Below are 15,270 nucleotides of genomic sequence, written 5' to 3'. Positions count from 1 at the left end.
GGCTTCGCTCTGCTTACATAGGGATCGCTTATGGGTGAGCGGGGCGAAGGATGAACTTCAGGCGCCTGCAGTGCTTCGTGAAGATCGTCGACGTCGGCAGCATGACCCAGGCCGCCGACCTGCTGCACGTCGCGCAACCCGCGCTCAGCCAGCAGATCCTCGCGCTCGAGGCCGAGGTGCGCCAGCAGCTGCTGGTGCGGACCAAGCGCGGGGTGACGCCGACGGCGGCGGGCACCGCGCTCTACCGGCACGCGCAGCTGATCCTGCGGCAGGTGGAGCAGGCGCGGGCGGACATGAACGCTGCGGGCCAGGGGCTCTCCGGCGCCGTCTCGGTCGGGCTCGCGCCGGGCACGGCGGCGGCCGACCTGGCGATGCCGCTGTTGCGCGCGGTGCGGGAGCGGCATCCCGGTATCGTGCTCTATCTCAACGAGACCTACGGCACGACGCTCTCGGAGCTCATCATGACCGGGCGCATGGACCTCGCGGTGCTCTACGGGGGGACGACGGCGGTACACGGACTGTCGTTCCAGCTCCTGCAGCTCGAGCCGCTCTACCTCGTCGGGCCGGGGGCGATGGAGAAGCCCGGGGAGACGGTGGCGCTCGGCGACGTCGTCGATCTCGACCTGGTGCTGCCGCGGCCCTACAACATCGTCCGCAAGATGGTGAACGACGCCTGCTCCGGGTCGGGCCTCGCGCCGCACGTCGTTGCGGAAATCGAATCGGACGGGACCCTGACCGCGGTGATCGGCGAGGGGCTCGGCGCGACGATCCTGCCGGCCTCGATGGCGCGTCGCGTGGTGGCGGCGACCGGCGGCTGGCGGGCGCGGATCGTCGAGCCGTCGATCGAGGCGCCGCTGGCGCTCTGCCAATCGGACCAACTGCCACTGTCGGAGCCGGCGCAGGCGGTGAAGGACGTGCTGATGGAGCTCGCCGCCGCGCTGCCGGGGGCTTCGCCGGCGCCAGCGGGACGCAGGCCGAGACGGCGGCGGGTCGCCCCGCCATCCTGACCGCCGGGGCGCGCCGCCCGACATAAGAGAGGCTTATCGAGGCAGAGACGATCCGTCTTGGCGGGGACAAGGCGGCGTCCGCTACCCTTCCGGCAGACCGACCGAAAGGGCGCGCGATGGACCTCGACGAGATCAAGGCACTGATGGCGTCTTTCACCACCTCCGGTCTGGCGGAGATGACCCTGACCCGCGGGGAGTGGACGCTGCGCCTCGTGCGCGCGGCGGACGGCGGCGTCGCGGCGGTCCCCGGGCCCCGGCGGGCGGAACGACCGCGGCCGGCGGCGCCGGCACGGCCGGGGGCTGAGGGCGGGGTAAGGGCGCCGCTCGCGGGGCTCGTCTACCTGAGCCCCGCCCCGGGAGCGCCCCCGTTCGTCGCCATGGGGACGCGCGCTGCGGCCGGCGACGTGGTCGCGGTCATCGAGGCGATGAAGGTCTTCAACGAGATCCGTGCCGAGCGCGACGGGACGGTCGCGGCGATCGAGGTCGCGTCGGGCGACGAGGTCGAGGCCGGCCAGCTGCTCCTCCGCATCGAGTGAGGCTCATGTTCGATTCCGTGCTCATTGCCAACCGTGGCGAGATCGCGCTTCGGATCCAGCGCGCCGCCCGCGCCCTCGGGCTCCGCACGATCGCGGCGCACTCCGAGGCCGACCGCGAGGCGCCGCACGTGCGGGCCGCCGACGTCGCTGTCTGCATCGGGCCGTCGCCGGCGGCGCGGTCCTACCTCGACCCCGCGGCGATCCTGCTCGCGGCCGAGGCGACCGGGGCCGGGGCGATCCATCCGGGCTACGGCTTCCTCTCCGAGAACGCCGACTTCGCCGAGGCGGTGACGCGCGCGGGGCGAACCTTCATCGGGCCGCCGGCCGGCTGCATCCGCACCATGGGCGACAAGGTGGCCGCCAAGGGCGCGATGATCCGGGCGGGCGTGCCCTGCGTTCCCGGGCCGGACGCCGGCCTGCCCGACGACATCGACGCGGTGCGCGGGATCGTCGAGGGGCTCGGCTACCCGGTGATCCTCAAGGCCGCCGGCGGCGGCGGCGGCCGCGGAATGCGGGTGGTGAAGGATGCGGCCGGGCTCGCCGAGGCGCTCGTCGTCACCCGCGAGGAGGCGCGACGCGCGTTCAACAACCCCGAGATCTATGTCGAGAAGTTCCTGACCCATCCGCGGCACGTCGAGATCCAGGTGATCGCCGACCGCCACGGGCAGGCGGTCTGGCTCGGCAGCCGCGATTGCTCGCTGCAGCGGCGGCACCAGAAGGTGCTGGAGGAGGCGCCCGCGCCGGGGCTCGACGCGGGCCTCGTCGCCGAGATCGGCGAGCGCTGCGCCGAGGCGTGCCGGCAGATCGGCTACGAGGGCGCCGGCACCTTCGAGTTCCTCTACGAGGACGGCGTCTTCGCCTTCATCGAGATGAACACCCGCGTCCAGGTCGAGCACCCTATCACCGAGGAGACGACCGGCGTCGACATCGTCCGCGAGGGCATCCGGGTGGCACAGGGGCTGCCGCTCTCCTTCGCTCAAGGAGACGTCGCCTGCCGCGGCCACGCCTTCGAGGCGCGGATCAACGCCGAGGATCCGGAGACCTTCGCACCCTCGCCCGGAACGGTGACGCGGTTCGAGATGCCCGGGGGGCCGGGGATCCGGGTCGACACCCACATGGCGGCCGGGGGCAAGGTGCCGCCCTACTACGATTCGCTGATCGCCAAGGTCATCGCCCACGGCGCGACCCGCGACGAGGCGCTGGCGCGGCTCCGCGGCGCCCTCGCCGAGGCGCGGGTCGACGGGGTGGCGACGAACCTCGCGCTGCACCGGCGGATCGTGGCGGACCCGGGCTTCGTCGCCGGCGGGGTCGACATCCACCACCTGACGCGGATGCTGGAAGGAGACGCCGGGCGATGAGCGACAAGCCGGTGGTGAGCGTCCTCGGGACGAGCGCGCTGCTCTTCGAGGCTCCGGGCGAGACGAGCCTCGCCTGCCAGCAGCGGATCTGGGCGCTGTCGCGCGAGGCGGCCACCTGGCCGGAGGTGCGCGAGGCGGTGCCGGGGGTGAACAACCTGCTCCTGAGCCTCGCCACGCCGCCGCAGCGCCTGGAGCCGCTGGAGGCGCGGCTCGTCGGGGCCTGGGAGGAAGCAGTGGCGCTGCCGCTCGACGGGCGGGTGGTCGAGCTGCCGGTGACGTACGGCGGCGACGGCGGGCCGCACATGGCCGACGTGGTGGCGCATACCGGCCTCCCGATCGACGAGATCGTCGCGATCCACGCCGGCCCAGTCTACCCGGTCTATGCGCTCGGCAGCCATCCCGGCTACTGCTACCTCGGCGGCATGGACCCGCGGATCGCCACGCCGCGCCGCAAGGTGCCGGTGCTGCGCATCCCCGGCGGCGCGGTGTCGATCGGCGGGGCGCAGACGGGTGTCTCGGCCTCGGACGGGCCGAGCGGCTGGAACACCATCGGCGCCACGGAGATGGTGTTCTTCGACGCCACCCGCGACCCGCCGGTGCTGCTGCAGCCCGGCGACAGCATCGTGTTCCGCGTGGCGGAGATCCTGAAATGATCGAGATCCTGTCGCAGAGCGCCTTCGCCAGCGTGCAGGACCTCGGGCGCTTCGAGGCGGTGCGCTGGGGCGTTGGCACCGCCGGGGCGATGGACCGGCTGGCGCTCGTCGCCGGCAACCTGCTCCTCGGCAACGCCGACGACGCCGCCGGGGTCGAGGCGCAGGTCTTTCCCTTCGAGGTGCGCTTCGAGGCCGACCTCGCCTTCGCGGTCACCGGCGCCGACTGCGCCGCCACGCTCGACGGCGTGCCGCTCCTGCCCTGGGCGAGCGCCCGGGCGCGGGCCGGGCAGGTGCTGCGGCTCGGGCTGCCGCAGGCCGGCCGCTGGCGTGGGGCGCGGGCCTATCTCACGGTGGCGGGCGGGATCGACGTGCCGATGGTGCTCGGCTCGCGCAGCACCCAGCTCCGCGGCGCGATCGGCGGGCTCGACGGGCGGATGCTGCGCCAGGGCGACCGGCTGACGGCCGGGGAGGCGCCGGAGGCGGCGGCGATCGCCGGCGTCGTGCCGCCCGGCCTCGCGCTGCCGCTGGAGGCGGACGGGCTGCCGGCGGTGCGGGTGCTGCCGGCGTCGGAGTACGGCGCCTTCACCGCGACCTCGCTCGAAAGCTTCTGGGACGAGGCGTGGAAGATCACCCCGCAGAGCGACCGCTACGGCTTCCGCCTCGCCGGGCCGGGGCTGGAGCTCGCGCGGCCGCTCGAGACGCGCTCGCATGGCATCGTCCCCGGCGTGATCCAGGTGCCGCACAGCGGCCAGCCGATCGTGCAGATGTGCGACGCCCAGCCCTCGGGCGGCTATCCCAAGGTCGGCGCGGTGATCGAGGCGGATCTCTGGCGCCTGGGGCAGATGCCGATCGGCACGCGCTTTCGCTTCCGGCGCGTCGACTGGGCCGACGCGCTGGCCGCGCGGGAAGAGGTCGAGGCATGGCTGGCGGAGGTGCGCCGCGTCGCCGCTCTCCTCCGCGCACGGAGGGCCGCATGATGGGACCGGACGAGATCGCCGCGCTTGCCGAGGCGATGGCCGAGGCCGGGATCGGGCGCCTGGAGCTGACCAGCCCCGACTTCGCGCTCGCGCTGTCGCGCGGCGCCGTCGGGGCGGCCGCCGAGTCGGCGACGCTGCCGGAGCCGGACGTGGCGCCGGTGACCTCGCCGTCGCTCGGGACGTTCCTGCGGGCGCATCCGCTCCATGAGGCGCCGCTCGCCGCCGACGGCGAGGCGGTCGTCGCCGGGCAGCCGATCGCGCTCCTCCGGATCGGTGCGCTGCTGGTGCCGGTACCGGCGCCGGCGGACGGGATCGTGGTGGCGGCCCTGCCGGAGGAGGGCGCTCTCGTCGGCTACGGCGACCGGCTGTTCGACTTCCTGCCGAACGATTGAGGAGGGACCCCATGCGCATCGACCTCAACGCGGACCTCGGCGAGGGCTTCGGGCCCTGGGCGATGGGCGACGACGACGCGCTCCTCGCCATCGTCTCCTCGGCGAACGTCGCCTGCGGCTTCCATGCCGGCGACCCGGTGATCATGGCGCGCACCGTCCGCGTCGCGCGCGAGCGCGGCGTCGACGTCGGCGCCCATGTCGGCTTCCCCGACCGCCAGGGCTTCGGCCGCCGCCCGATGCAGATCGCGCCCGCCGAGCTCGCGGCGATGGTGACCTACCAGCTCGGGGCGCTCACCGGCATCGCCCGCGCCGAGGGCGCCGCGATGACGCACATGAGCTTCCACGGCGCGCTCGGCAACATGACCGCAGCCGACCCGGCCCTCGCCGGGCCGCTGGTCGAGGCGGTGGCGCGCTTCGACGACGGCCTCACCATCTCGTCGTCGCCGAGCACGGCGATCGAGGCCGCCGCGGCCCGCTGCGGCCTCCGGGTCGCGACGACCTTCCTCGCCGACCGGGCCTGCGACAAGGACGGGCTCCTCGTGCCCCGCGGCAAGCCCGGCGCGGTGATCCACGACGAGGCGGCGGTGCTCGCCAGAGTCGGGCGGCTGCTGAAGGACGGTGTCGTCGAGACCTGGGACGGGACGCTGCTGCCGGCGAAGCCCGAGAGCATCCTGCTGCACGGCGACACGCCGGGCGCGGTCGCGCTCGGCAAGGCGCTGAGACGACTGGTCGAGGACGCCGGCTGGACGGTGACGCCGATTTCGCAACTGCACAAGTAACGCGCGTCCACCATAAGTGCCGCTTATGGCTACAGTGACAATCCGTGTTGGCGCCGTTTCGTCCGAAGCCGCACCATCGGGACAACAGAAGGAGGTCGCCCCCATGCCGTTCTCGGATTACCGGACCGCTCTCGTCACCGGCGCCTCCTCCGGTATCGGCGCCGCGGTGGTCGAGCGCCTGTCCCGCGAGGGCCTGCAGGTCCACGCGCTGGCGCGCTCCGCCGGCGCCCTCGCCGATCTCGCCGCACGCACGGGCTGCATTCCCCACGCCATCGACGTCAGCGACACCGCGGCGCTGGCGCGCCTCGCGGGCGAGACCGAGTTCGACGTCCTCGTGAACAACGCCGGCGTCGACAAGCCGAAGGGCCTGCTGAAGGGCGACGCCGCGGACATCGACCTCCTCGTCGACGTCAACCTCCGCGCGGTCCTCCACCTCTGCCACCTGGTCGTGCCCGGCATGGTCGCCCGCGGCCGGGGCCACGTCGTCAACATCTCGTCGATCGCCGGGGCCTACAACTTCGGCGGCAACTCGATCTACCACGCCACCAAGGCGGCGGTGAGCATGCTGTCGCGCCAGCTCCGCATCGACGCCTTCGGCCATCGCGTCCGCGTCACCGAGATCTGTCCCGGCCGCGTCGCCACCGACATCTTCGCCCACGTCCACGGCGACAGCCCGGAGATCCGCGCGAAGTTCATCGACGGCTACGAGCTGCCCGAAGCGAAGGACATCGCCGACGCCATCGCCTTCGCGATCGCCGCCCCCGTCGCGGTCAACATCGGCCACATGGAGATCACCCCGACCCTGCAGGTGCCCGGCGGCCTCCAGACCGCCCGCCCCGAAGCCGTCAGCGCCTGAGGCCGGGGCGATGGAAGGCTTCGACCTCTGGGAAGTCCTCGGGAATGCCGACTACGCGGCGATGCTGCGCGAGGGCATCCGGTTCACCTTCGTCGTCTTCGTCGGCTCGTGGCTCCTCGCCATGAGCCTCGGGATCACGCTCCTCGTCATCCGCCAGCTGCCCGGCCGGCTGCCGAACGCGGTGGTGACGGCCTACATCTCCTACCACCGCAACGTGCCGACGCTGGTGCAGCTCATGCTCTGGTATTTCGGCATCTTCGCGCTGCTGCCGACGGCGATGCAGTACTGGCTGAGCGACAACAACGGCGAGACGATCTTCGCGGTCATCGCCCTCGGCCTCTGCCAGGCGGCCTACTTCTCCGAGGACCTGCGCTCGGGCCTGCGCTCGATCCCGGCCGGCCAGGCCGAGGCGGCGAAGGCGCTCGGCCACGGCCACATCTCTGCGATGCGCTACGTCATGATGCCGCAGGCCGTCAGGAACGCGCTGCCCGCGCTCATCAACCACACTGTCTCGCTCTTCAAGAACTCGAGCCTCGCGATGGCGATCGGCGTCTCCGAGCTCACCCACGCGGTGCAGGAGGTGCAAAGCCTGAGCTTCCGGGTGTTCGAGGCCTACACCATCGCGACGGTTCTCTACCTCGCGATCTCGCTCGCCCTGATGGCCGTCGGCGCCTTCCTGCAGGTGCGCGCCGCCCGGGCGGGAGGGCGCTGAGATGATCGCCGACATCATCGCCATCGTCCGCGACAACTGGCTGCTGCTCCTCGTCGGCCAGTATCCGAACGGCCCGCTCGGCGGCGTCGCCGCCACGCTCATCCTCTCGGTGCTGTCGATCCTGCTCGCCTTCCCGGTCGGCATCCTCGTCGCGCTCGCCCGGCTCTCGCCCTGGCGGCTGCTGTTCTGGCCGTCGACGGCGCTGGTCTACTTCGCCCGCGGCGTGCCGCTGCTCATGCTGATCTTCTGGGTCTACTTCGCCACGCCGCTCCTCTTCGGCGCCCGGGTTCCGGGGTTCGTGGCGATGCTCATCACCCTCGTCATCTACGAGGCGTGCTTCCTCAGCGAGATCATCCGCGGCGGCATCGTCGCCCTCGGCCGCGGCCAGATGGAGGCGGCGCGCTCGCTCGGGCATTCCTATCTCGGGGCGATGGCCTGGGTGATCCTGCCGCAGGCGCTCTACAACATGATCCCGAGCATCCTCAGCCAGTTCGTCTCGACCATCAAGGAGACCACCCTCGGCTACGTCATCAACGTGCCAGAGCTCACCTTCGCGGCGAACCAGATCAACAACCAGCTGCTGACCCAGCCCTTCCAGGTCTTCGCGATCCTCGCGATCACCTACTTCATCATCTGCTGGAGCCTGACCCGCGCCGCGATCTGGCTGGAGCGCCGGATCTCCGACAAGCGCGCCGGCCGGGGCGCGCCGCCGATGCCGCCGAGCCTGGGCGTCCGCGCCCTGACCGCCGAGCCATGAACGCCACCGCCACGGGAGCGACGCCCATGATCGAGTTCCGACAGGTCAACAAGAAGTACGGCGACTACCAAGCCCTGACCGACGTCAACGCCGAGGTGAAGCGCGGCGAGGTGGTGGTGGTCTGCGGGCCGTCGGGCTCCGGCAAGTCGACGCTGATCCGCACCGTCAACCGGCTGGAGGAGATCAACTCCGGGTCGATCCTCTTCGACGGCAAGGACGTGCATGCCGCCATGAGCCGGCGCGAGCTCAATCGGCTGCGCAGCCACATCGGCTTCGTCTTCCAGAGCTTCAACCTCTTCCCGCACCTCTCGACGCTCGAGAACGTCACGCTCTCGCCGGTCAAGATCAGCGGCGTGAAGCGCGAGGTCGCCCGCGCGAAGGCGATGGCGCTCCTAGACCGGGTCGGCCTGGCCCAGAAGGCCGACGCCTATCCAGGCCAGCTCTCGGGCGGCCAGCAGCAGCGCGTCGCGATCGCCCGGGCGCTCGCCATGGAGCCGCCGGCGATGCTCTTCGACGAGCCGACGAGCGCGCTCGACCCGGAGATGGTCGGCGAGGTGCTGGCGGTGATGAAGGGTCTCGCCGCCGAGGGGATGACGATGATGTGCGTCACCCACGAGATGGGCTTCGCCCGCGACGTCGCCGACCGTGTCTGGTTCATGGACGCCGGGCAGATCCTCGAGACGGCCGACCCCGAGACCTTCTTCCGCGCGCCGCAACATCCGCGGGCGCAGCGCTTCCTGTCCGACCTCCGCCACTGAAACCAACCAACAAGGGAGATCCACCCATGCTGAAGACCCTCGCTCTCGCCGCCGTGCTCGCGGCCGGCGCCGCCGGCGTGGCCCGCGCCGACCAGCTCGACGACATCATGGCCGCCAAGGTGCTCCGTTGCGGCACCTTCGCCGACGTGAACCCGTTCGCCGCGCCGGACCCGGCGACGCGCGAGATGGTCGGCTTCGACGTCGACATGTGCAAGGCGATCGCCGAGCGCTGGGGCGTGGCCGCCGACATCCACCCGCTCTCGGTCGAGGCCCGGGTCCCCGAGGTGAAGCTCGGCGGCGTCGACCTGACGATCGCCAACCTTGCCTACACGCTCAGCCGCGCCGAGCAGATCCAGTTCTCCGACCCCTACTACCTCGCCAAGGAGATGCTGGCGGTGAAGGCCGACGATCCGGGCAGCGCCAAGGCCGACTTCGTCGGCAAGCGCCTCGCCTCGACCAAGGGCTCGACCTCCGAGATGGCGATCAAGCTCAACGAGTCCGACCCGCTCACCTTCCAGGACACCGGCTCGGCCTTCATGGCCGTGCAGCAGGGCAAGGCGCGCGGCATGGTGGCGAACACGATGACGATCACCAAGCTCGTCAACGAGTCGCAGACGAAGGGCGTGCCCCTGAAGATGATCGAGGAGCCGATGGTCTACCAGCCGATCGGCATCGGCATGAAGCAGGGCGAGCCGGCGCTGCTCGCCAAGGTCAACGAGACGCTCCTCGCCATGGACGAGGCCGGCCAGATCAACGAGCTCTGGAACAAATGGCTCGGCCCGGAGACCGAGTTCAAGATGACCCGCACCGACAAGGTCGTCCCCCTCGACCAGCTCGAGTTCACCCCGATCCCGTAAAATGCCATAGATGACGCAGCCAGGGGCGCCGATCGGTGGAAACCGATCGGCGCCTCTGGCGCTTCGGGACGGCGGTGCGAGCCGGCGAGATCCGGCCAAGACCATCAAGGTCGAGATCGCCGTCAGATGAGGCCTCGTGCGTAAAGTTATAAGCGCGTGGCCCGGCTTGTGATTTACGTCACATGTTCTCCGGAGCACCGCGTGAAAGCCAATTGTTCGTTGCAGGATGAGTCCGCTCTGCCGCTCGCCTGTGGCGTCGACTATCGTCTGTATGAGTTGGTCCGAGGCCTGATCCAGCGGGTGAACCAGCGCCGCGGTAATCAGGCCCCTCCGCGAGCACCTTCCGTGTCTCGGGCCCGATGTCGCGACACACGAGGCGCACCGCCTCTCGCTTCCCGGCGCTCATCGCGATGCGCGAGAGGATGCGCGCCGCGCGGGCAAAGCTCCAAAGACCATCCTCATCGCGACCGGACGCCAGCTCCTCGTCATCCTCAACGCAATGCTACGAACGAACCCAGCCGGCTCGACTGAAGAAACCGTTGCCCCCGCGCAAGAAAAAAGGCCCCGGTTTCCCGGGGCCTCCTGATCCTCGCCGTCCGGCGCCGAGGCGCCGTCCCCTTACCAGTCCTCGCGGGCCACGAAGCGGCACTTGATCGGCAGCTTCATCGCGGCGAGGCGCAAGGCCTCCTTGGCCACCTCCTCGTCGACGCCGTCGATCTCGAACATGATCCGGCCCGGCTTGATCTTCGCCGCCCAGAACTCGACGGCGCCCTTGCCCTTGCCCATGCGGACCTCGGTCGGCTTCTTCGACACCGGCACGTCCGGGAAGACCCGGATCCAGACCCGGCCCTGGCGCTTCATGTGGCGAGTCAGCGCCCGGCGGGCCGCCTCGATCTGGCGGGCGGTGATGCGGTCGGGCTCGGTCGCCTTGAGGCCGTAATGGCCGAAGTTCAGGTCCGAGCCGCCCTTGGCCTCGCCATGGATGCGGCCCTTGAACTGCTTGCGGAACTTCGTTCGCTTCGGTGAAAGCATGTCATTCTACCCCTGTCGGCTCAGGCCCGCTCGCGCGAGCGCTGCGGGCGCATGCCCCCGCCTTCCTGCAGCTCGGACTGGCGCCGGTCGCGGGCCTGCGGATCGTGCTCGAGGATCTCGCCCTTGAAGATCCAGACCTTGATCCCGATGATCCCGTAGGCGGTCTTCGCCTCCGCCAGCGCATAGTCGATGTCCGCCCGCAGCGTGTGCAGCGGCACCCGGCCCTCGCGATACCACTCCGTCCGCGCGATCTCCGCGCCGCCGAGGCGGCCGGCCACGTTGATCCGGATCCCGAGCGCGCCCATGCGCATGGCGTTCTGCACCGCCCGCTTCATCGCCCGGCGGAAGCTGACCCGCCGCTCGAGCTGCTGGGCCACGTTCTCCGCGACCAGCGCCGCGTCGATCTCGGGCTTCCGGACCTCGACGATGTTGAGGTGCAGCTCCGACTTCGTGAACTGCGCCAGCTTCTTGCGCAGCACCTCGATGTCGGCGCCCTTCTTGCCGATGATGACGCCCGGACGGGCGGCATGGATCGTCACCCGGCACTTCTTGTGCGGGCGCTCGATCACCACGCGGCTGACGCCGGCCTGCGCCGCGTTCTTCTTGACGAAGTCGCGGATCGCCAGATCCTCGTGCAAGAGCTTGCCGTAGTCCTTGCCGTCGGCGAACCAGCGGCTGTCCCAGGTGCGGTTGACCTGAAGCCGGAGACCGACCGGATTGATCTTCTGACCCATTACGCGGTCTCCTCGCTCACCTGCCGCACCTTGATCGTGACCTGGCTGAACGCCTTCACGACGCGCCCGAACCGGCCGCGGGCGCGCGGACGGCCGCGCTTCAGCAGCATGTTCTTGCCGACATAGGCCTCGGCCACGACCAGCTCGTCGACGTCGAGCCCGTGGTTGTTCTCGGCGTTGGCGATCGCCGACTGCAGCGTCTTCTTCACGTCGTCGCTGATGCGCTTCTTCGAGAAGGTCAGATCCGCCAGCGCCTTGTCGACCGGCTTGTTGCGGATCATCGCGGCGACGAGGTTGAGCTTCTGCGGGCTGACGCGCAGCATGGTGCTGACCGCCATGGCCTCGTTGTCCGCCACGCGGCGGGGATTCTTTTCCTTGCCCATGGCTTACTTCCGCTTCGCTTTCTTGTCAGCCGCATGCCCGTAGAAGGTGCGGGTGGGCGAGTACTCGCCGAATTTCTGCCCGATCATGTCCTCGGAGACCGAGACCGGGATGTGCTTCTTGCCGTTGTAGACGCCGAATGTCAGGCCGACGAACTGCGGCAGGATCGTCGAGCGCCGCGACCAGATCTTGATGACCTCGTTGCGGCCCGACTCGCGCGAGCGCTCCGCCTTCTTCAGGACGTAAGCATCGACGAAGGGGCCCTTCCAGACCGAACGTGCCATATGCCGGGCTCCTTACTTCTTGTTCTTCTTCTGGTGACGCGAGCGCAGGATGAACTTGGAGGTCTCCTTGTTCTTCCGCGTGCGCGCCCCCTTGGTCGGCTTGCCCCAGGGCGTGACCGGGTGCCGGCCGCCCGAGGTGCGGCCCTCGCCGCCGCCATGCGGGTGGTCGATCGGGTTCATCACCACGCCGCGCACCTTCGGCCGGTAGCCGAGGAGCCGCATGCGCCCGGCCTTGCCGAAGTTCTGGTTCGAGTTGTCGGGGTTCGACACCGCGCCGACCGTCGCCATGCATTCCTGGCGCACCAGCCGGAGCTCGCCGGAGGAGAGGCGGATCTGCGCATAGCCGCCGTCGCGCCCTACGAACTGGGCATAGGTGCCAGCCGCCCGCGCGATCTGGCCGCCCTTGCCCGGCTTCATCTCGACGTTGTGGACGATCGTCCCGATCGGCATCGAGGTGAAGAGCATCGCGTTGCCCGGCTTGATGTCGGCCTTCTGGCTCGCCACCACCGTGTCGCCCGCGGCGAGCCGCTGCGGCGCGAGGATGTAGGCCTGCTCGCCGTCGGCGTAGCCGATCAGCGCGATGAACGCCGTCCGGTTCGGATCGTACTCGATCCGGATGACCTTCGCCGGCACGTCGAGCTTCGCCCGCCGGAAATCCACCACGCGGTAGAGCCGCTTCACCCCGCCGCCGCGCCGGCGCATGGTGATCCGCCCGAGGTTGTTGCGGCCGCCCTTGGATGTCAGGCCCTCGGTGAGGGACTTGACGGGACGGCCCTTCCACAGCTCGGAACGGTCGATCAGAACCAGCCCACGCTGGCCCGGCGTCGTCGGCTTGTACGTTTTCAACGCCATGACTTGCTGTCTTCCGTTTTCGTCGCCCCGGAGGGGCGCTTCGTTAAAGTCTTAGCCTCAGAGCCCGGTGGTCACGTCGATGGTGGCCCCATCGGCGAGCGTCACATAGGCCTTCTTCACGTCCTTCCGCGTGCCGGGACGGCCGCGGAAGCGCTTCACCTTGCCCTTGGTCACGGTGGTGTTCACCGCCTTGACCTTGACGTTGAAGAGCTTCTCCACCGCCTCCTTGATCTCGGGCTTGGTGGCGTCCATCGCCACCTCGAAGACGACCGCGCCGGATTCCGACGCGAGCGTGGCCTTCTCGGTGATGATCGGACGGCGGATGACGTCGTAGAGCTCGGGATTGATGCTCATTTCAGTCGCGCCTCCAGCGCCTCGACGCCGGCCCGGGTGAGCACCAGCGTGTCGCGCTTCAGGATGTCGTAGACGTTCGCGCCCACGCTCGGCAGCACGTCGATGCCGTCGAGGTTGCGCGCCGCGCGGGCGAAGTTCTCGTCGACCTGCGGGCCGTCGATCACCAGCGCCCGCTTCCAGCCGAGGCCCTTGACCGCCGCGGCCAGCGCCTTGGTCTTGCCCTCGGTCAGCGTCGCCGTCTCGAGCACCACGATCTGGCCCGCGCCGGCCTTGGCCGAGAGCGCGTGCTTCAGGCCGAGGACGCGGAACTTCTTGGTCAGGTCATGCGCATGGCTGCGCGGGACCGGACCCTTGTAGGTGCCGCCCTTGCGGAAGGTCGGCGCCTTGCGCGAACCGTGCCGCGCGCCGCCGGTGCCCTTCTGCTTGTAGATCTTCTTGGTCGAGTAGCTGACCTCCGACTTGCCCAGCGTCGAGTGGGTGCCGGCCTGGCGCTTCGCCAGCTGCCAGCGCACCACCCGGTGCAGGATGTCGGCGCGCGGCTCCAGCCCGAAGATCGCGTCGTCGAGCTCGATGTCGCCCGAGGTCGAGGCGTCGAGGTTGATCACCTGGGTCTTCATTTCTCCTCGCTCCCGCTCTCGGGGGCCGCGTCGTCGGCGGCCGGCGGCGCGTTCTTCGCCTCTTCCTCGGCGGCGAGGATCGCCGCCTGCTCCGCCTCGGCCGCCAGCCGCTGCGCCTCGGCCTCGGCGGCCGCAGCTTCCGCGGCCGCAGCCTCGGCGACGCGCTTCGCCTCCTCGGCCGCCGACCGCAGCGCGGCCGGACGGATAACGTTGTCCGGCGTGGCCTTCTTGACCGCGTCCTTGATGGTGACCCAGCCGCCCTTGGTCCCGGGCACGGCGCCCTTGACCATGATCAGGCCGCGCTCGCTGTCGGTGCGCACGACCTGGAGGTTCTGGGTGGTCACGCGGACCGCGCCCATGTGACCGGCCATCTTCTTGCCCTTGAAGATCTTGCCCGGGTCCTGGCACTGGCCGACCGAGCCGTGCGAGCGGTGGCTGATCGACACGCCGTGCGAGGCGCGCAGGCCGCCGAAATTGTGCCGCTTCATCGCGCCGGCGAAGCCCTTGCCGGTACTCGTCCCCGCGATATCCACGAACTGGCCCGCGAAGTAGTGGTCCGCGGTGATCTCCTCGCCGACCTCGATCAGGTTGTCGGGGCTCACGCGGAACTCGGCCAGCTTGCGCTTCGGCGCGACGTTCGCCTTGGCGAAGTGGCCGCGCATCGGGTCGGTGACGTTCTTGGCCTTGGCCGCGCCCGCGCCGAGCTGAACGGCGGTGTAGCCGTCCCTCTCGCCGGTGCGCTGCGCGACGACCTGCACGTTCTCCATCTGGAGGACGGTGACAGGAACCTGCCGCCCGTCCTCCATGAAGAGGCGGGTCATCCCCAGCTTCTTTGCGATAACTCCGGAACGCATCTCACGGACCCTCAGAGCTTGATTTCGACGTCGACGCCGGCGGCGAGGTCGAGCTTCATCAGCGCGTCCACGGTCTGGGGCGTCGGGTCGACGATGTCGAGCAGCCGCTTGTGGGTGCGGATCTCGAACTGCTCGCGGCTCTTCTTGTCGATATGCGGGCCGCGAAGCACCGTGAACTTCTCGATCTTGTTCGGCAGCGGGATCGGGCCGCGAACGCGGGCGCCGGTGCGCTTGGCCGTCGACACGATCTCCGCCGTGCTCGCGTCCAGCACGCGGTAATCGAAGGCCTTGAGCCGGATGCGGATAGTCTGACCTTGCATTTTCGGCGCCCCCTTGGGCTTTCAGTGAAACGAAACGCGGTCGGGACGGAGCCCCGACCGCGGGCAGCCTCTCGGCCGGTTACTCGATGATCTTCGAGACGACGCCGGCGCCGACGGTGCGGCCGCCCTCGCGGATGGCGAAGCGGAGCTTCTCCTCCATGGCGATCGGCGCGATCAGCGTGACCTCGAACTTCAGGTTG

At 70.1% G+C, this 15,270-nt stretch carries 22 protein-coding genes; 12 read left to right on the top strand and 10 right to left on the bottom strand.

The window, feature by feature from the left end:
* Nucleotides 1–50: 50 nt before the first annotated feature.
* The 12 genes from nac (at nucleotide 51) to KBB57_RS16050 (ending at nucleotide 9,642) form a co-directional block, all read left to right on the top strand.
* The gene (nac, locus tag KBB57_RS16105; protein ID WP_290752282.1) at nucleotides 51–1,007 is read left to right on the top strand and encodes a nitrogen assimilation transcriptional regulator NAC; all 957 of its coding nucleotides are present in this window, start codon (nucleotides 51–53) and stop codon (nucleotides 1,005–1,007) included.
* A 116-nt stretch (nucleotides 1,008–1,123) separates the two neighbouring features.
* The gene (locus tag KBB57_RS16100) at nucleotides 1,124–1,543 is read left to right on the top strand and encodes a biotin/lipoyl-containing protein (protein ID WP_290752280.1); all 420 of its coding nucleotides are present in this window, start codon (nucleotides 1,124–1,126) and stop codon (nucleotides 1,541–1,543) included.
* 5 nt (nucleotides 1,544–1,548) lie between these two features.
* Nucleotides 1,549–2,901 (top strand): acetyl-CoA carboxylase biotin carboxylase subunit, encoded by a 1,353-nt coding sequence (gene accC, locus KBB57_RS16095; RefSeq protein ID WP_290752277.1) that lies wholly within the window; start codon nucleotides 1,549–1,551, stop codon nucleotides 2,899–2,901.
* On the top strand, nucleotides 2,898–3,554 hold the full coding sequence (pxpB, locus tag KBB57_RS16090) for a 5-oxoprolinase subunit PxpB (RefSeq protein ID WP_290752275.1): 657 nt from the start codon (nucleotides 2,898–2,900) through the stop codon (nucleotides 3,552–3,554). Before accC ends, pxpB begins: the two co-directional genes overlap by 4 nt.
* Nucleotides 3,551–4,531: a biotin-dependent carboxyltransferase family protein gene (locus tag KBB57_RS16085; RefSeq protein WP_290752272.1), complete on the top strand. Its 981-nt coding sequence runs from the start codon at nucleotides 3,551–3,553 to the stop codon at nucleotides 4,529–4,531. Before pxpB ends, KBB57_RS16085 begins: the two co-directional genes overlap by 4 nt.
* Nucleotides 4,528–4,923, top strand: a complete 396-nt coding sequence (locus KBB57_RS16080; RefSeq protein ID WP_290752269.1) for an acetyl-CoA carboxylase biotin carboxyl carrier protein subunit — start codon at nucleotides 4,528–4,530, stop codon at nucleotides 4,921–4,923. The genes KBB57_RS16085 and KBB57_RS16080 overlap by 4 nt, the downstream gene beginning before the upstream one ends.
* Before the next feature lie 11 nt (nucleotides 4,924–4,934).
* Nucleotides 4,935–5,702, top strand: a complete 768-nt coding sequence (locus KBB57_RS16075; protein ID WP_290752266.1) for a LamB/YcsF family protein — start codon at nucleotides 4,935–4,937, stop codon at nucleotides 5,700–5,702.
* A gap of 103 nt (nucleotides 5,703–5,805) precedes the next feature.
* Nucleotides 5,806–6,558, top strand: a complete 753-nt coding sequence (locus tag KBB57_RS16070) for an SDR family oxidoreductase (protein WP_290752263.1) — start codon at nucleotides 5,806–5,808, stop codon at nucleotides 6,556–6,558.
* Nucleotides 6,559–6,568: 10 nt separating this feature from the next.
* Nucleotides 6,569–7,270: an amino acid ABC transporter permease gene (locus KBB57_RS16065; RefSeq protein WP_290752261.1), complete on the top strand. Its 702-nt coding sequence runs from the start codon at nucleotides 6,569–6,571 to the stop codon at nucleotides 7,268–7,270.
* 1 nt (nucleotide 7,271) lies between these two features.
* Nucleotides 7,272–8,027: an amino acid ABC transporter permease gene (locus KBB57_RS16060; RefSeq protein WP_290752258.1), complete on the top strand. Its 756-nt coding sequence runs from the start codon at nucleotides 7,272–7,274 to the stop codon at nucleotides 8,025–8,027.
* A gap of 26 nt (nucleotides 8,028–8,053) precedes the next feature.
* The gene (locus KBB57_RS16055; protein WP_290752255.1) at nucleotides 8,054–8,785 is read left to right on the top strand and encodes an amino acid ABC transporter ATP-binding protein; all 732 of its coding nucleotides are present in this window, start codon (nucleotides 8,054–8,056) and stop codon (nucleotides 8,783–8,785) included.
* A 26-nt stretch (nucleotides 8,786–8,811) separates the two neighbouring features.
* Complete coding sequence (locus KBB57_RS16050) at nucleotides 8,812–9,642, top strand: ABC transporter substrate-binding protein (RefSeq protein ID WP_290752252.1); 831 nt, start codon at nucleotides 8,812–8,814, stop codon at nucleotides 9,640–9,642.
* A 618-nt stretch (nucleotides 9,643–10,260) separates the two neighbouring features.
* Here KBB57_RS16050 and rplP read toward each other — a convergent pair.
* The 10 genes from rplP to KBB57_RS16000 all read right to left on the bottom strand — a co-directional run.
* Nucleotides 10,261–10,674 (bottom strand): 50S ribosomal protein L16, encoded by a 414-nt coding sequence (gene rplP, locus KBB57_RS16045; RefSeq protein WP_290752250.1) that lies wholly within the window; start codon nucleotides 10,672–10,674, stop codon nucleotides 10,261–10,263.
* Nucleotides 10,675–10,694: 20 nt separating this feature from the next.
* The gene (gene rpsC / locus KBB57_RS16040; RefSeq protein ID WP_290752248.1) at nucleotides 10,695–11,408 is read right to left on the bottom strand and encodes a 30S ribosomal protein S3; all 714 of its coding nucleotides are present in this window, start codon (nucleotides 11,406–11,408) and stop codon (nucleotides 10,695–10,697) included.
* The gene (rplV, locus tag KBB57_RS16035) at nucleotides 11,408–11,791 is read right to left on the bottom strand and encodes a 50S ribosomal protein L22 (protein WP_290752245.1); all 384 of its coding nucleotides are present in this window, start codon (nucleotides 11,789–11,791) and stop codon (nucleotides 11,408–11,410) included. The genes rpsC and rplV overlap by 1 nt, the downstream gene beginning before the upstream one ends.
* Before the next feature lie 3 nt (nucleotides 11,792–11,794).
* Nucleotides 11,795–12,073, bottom strand: coding sequence for a 30S ribosomal protein S19 (gene rpsS / locus KBB57_RS16030; RefSeq protein ID WP_290752242.1), 279 nt, complete (start codon nucleotides 12,071–12,073; stop codon nucleotides 11,795–11,797).
* A 12-nt stretch (nucleotides 12,074–12,085) separates the two neighbouring features.
* A complete protein-coding gene (rplB, locus tag KBB57_RS16025; RefSeq protein WP_290752239.1) occupies nucleotides 12,086–12,925 on the bottom strand; it encodes a 50S ribosomal protein L2 in 840 nt (279 codons plus the stop codon).
* A gap of 57 nt (nucleotides 12,926–12,982) precedes the next feature.
* Nucleotides 12,983–13,279: a 50S ribosomal protein L23 gene (locus KBB57_RS16020; RefSeq protein WP_290752236.1), complete on the bottom strand. Its 297-nt coding sequence runs from the start codon at nucleotides 13,277–13,279 to the stop codon at nucleotides 12,983–12,985.
* Nucleotides 13,276–13,896, bottom strand: coding sequence for a 50S ribosomal protein L4 (gene rplD, locus KBB57_RS16015; RefSeq protein ID WP_290752234.1), 621 nt, complete (start codon nucleotides 13,894–13,896; stop codon nucleotides 13,276–13,278). The genes KBB57_RS16020 and rplD overlap by 4 nt, the downstream gene beginning before the upstream one ends.
* Entirely contained in the window at nucleotides 13,893–14,750 is an 858-nt protein-coding gene (rplC, locus tag KBB57_RS16010) for a 50S ribosomal protein L3 (RefSeq protein ID WP_290752232.1), read from the bottom strand. Before rplC ends, rplD begins: the two co-directional genes overlap by 4 nt.
* An 11-nt stretch (nucleotides 14,751–14,761) precedes the next feature.
* Nucleotides 14,762–15,070: a 30S ribosomal protein S10 gene (rpsJ, locus tag KBB57_RS16005; RefSeq protein WP_290752229.1), complete on the bottom strand. Its 309-nt coding sequence runs from the start codon at nucleotides 15,068–15,070 to the stop codon at nucleotides 14,762–14,764.
* 79 nt (nucleotides 15,071–15,149) lie between these two features.
* A partial coding sequence (locus KBB57_RS16000; protein ID WP_290752323.1) for a hypothetical protein occupies nucleotides 15,150–15,270 on the bottom strand: 121 nt, incomplete at its 5' end.

The sequence above is a fragment of the Amaricoccus sp. genome (genome assembly GCF_017993425.1).
GTDB lineage: Bacteria > Pseudomonadota > Alphaproteobacteria > Rhodobacterales > Rhodobacteraceae > Amaricoccus.
The sequence above is the reverse complement of the archived record's forward strand: the minus strand, read 5'-3'. Positions and strand labels throughout refer to the sequence as shown.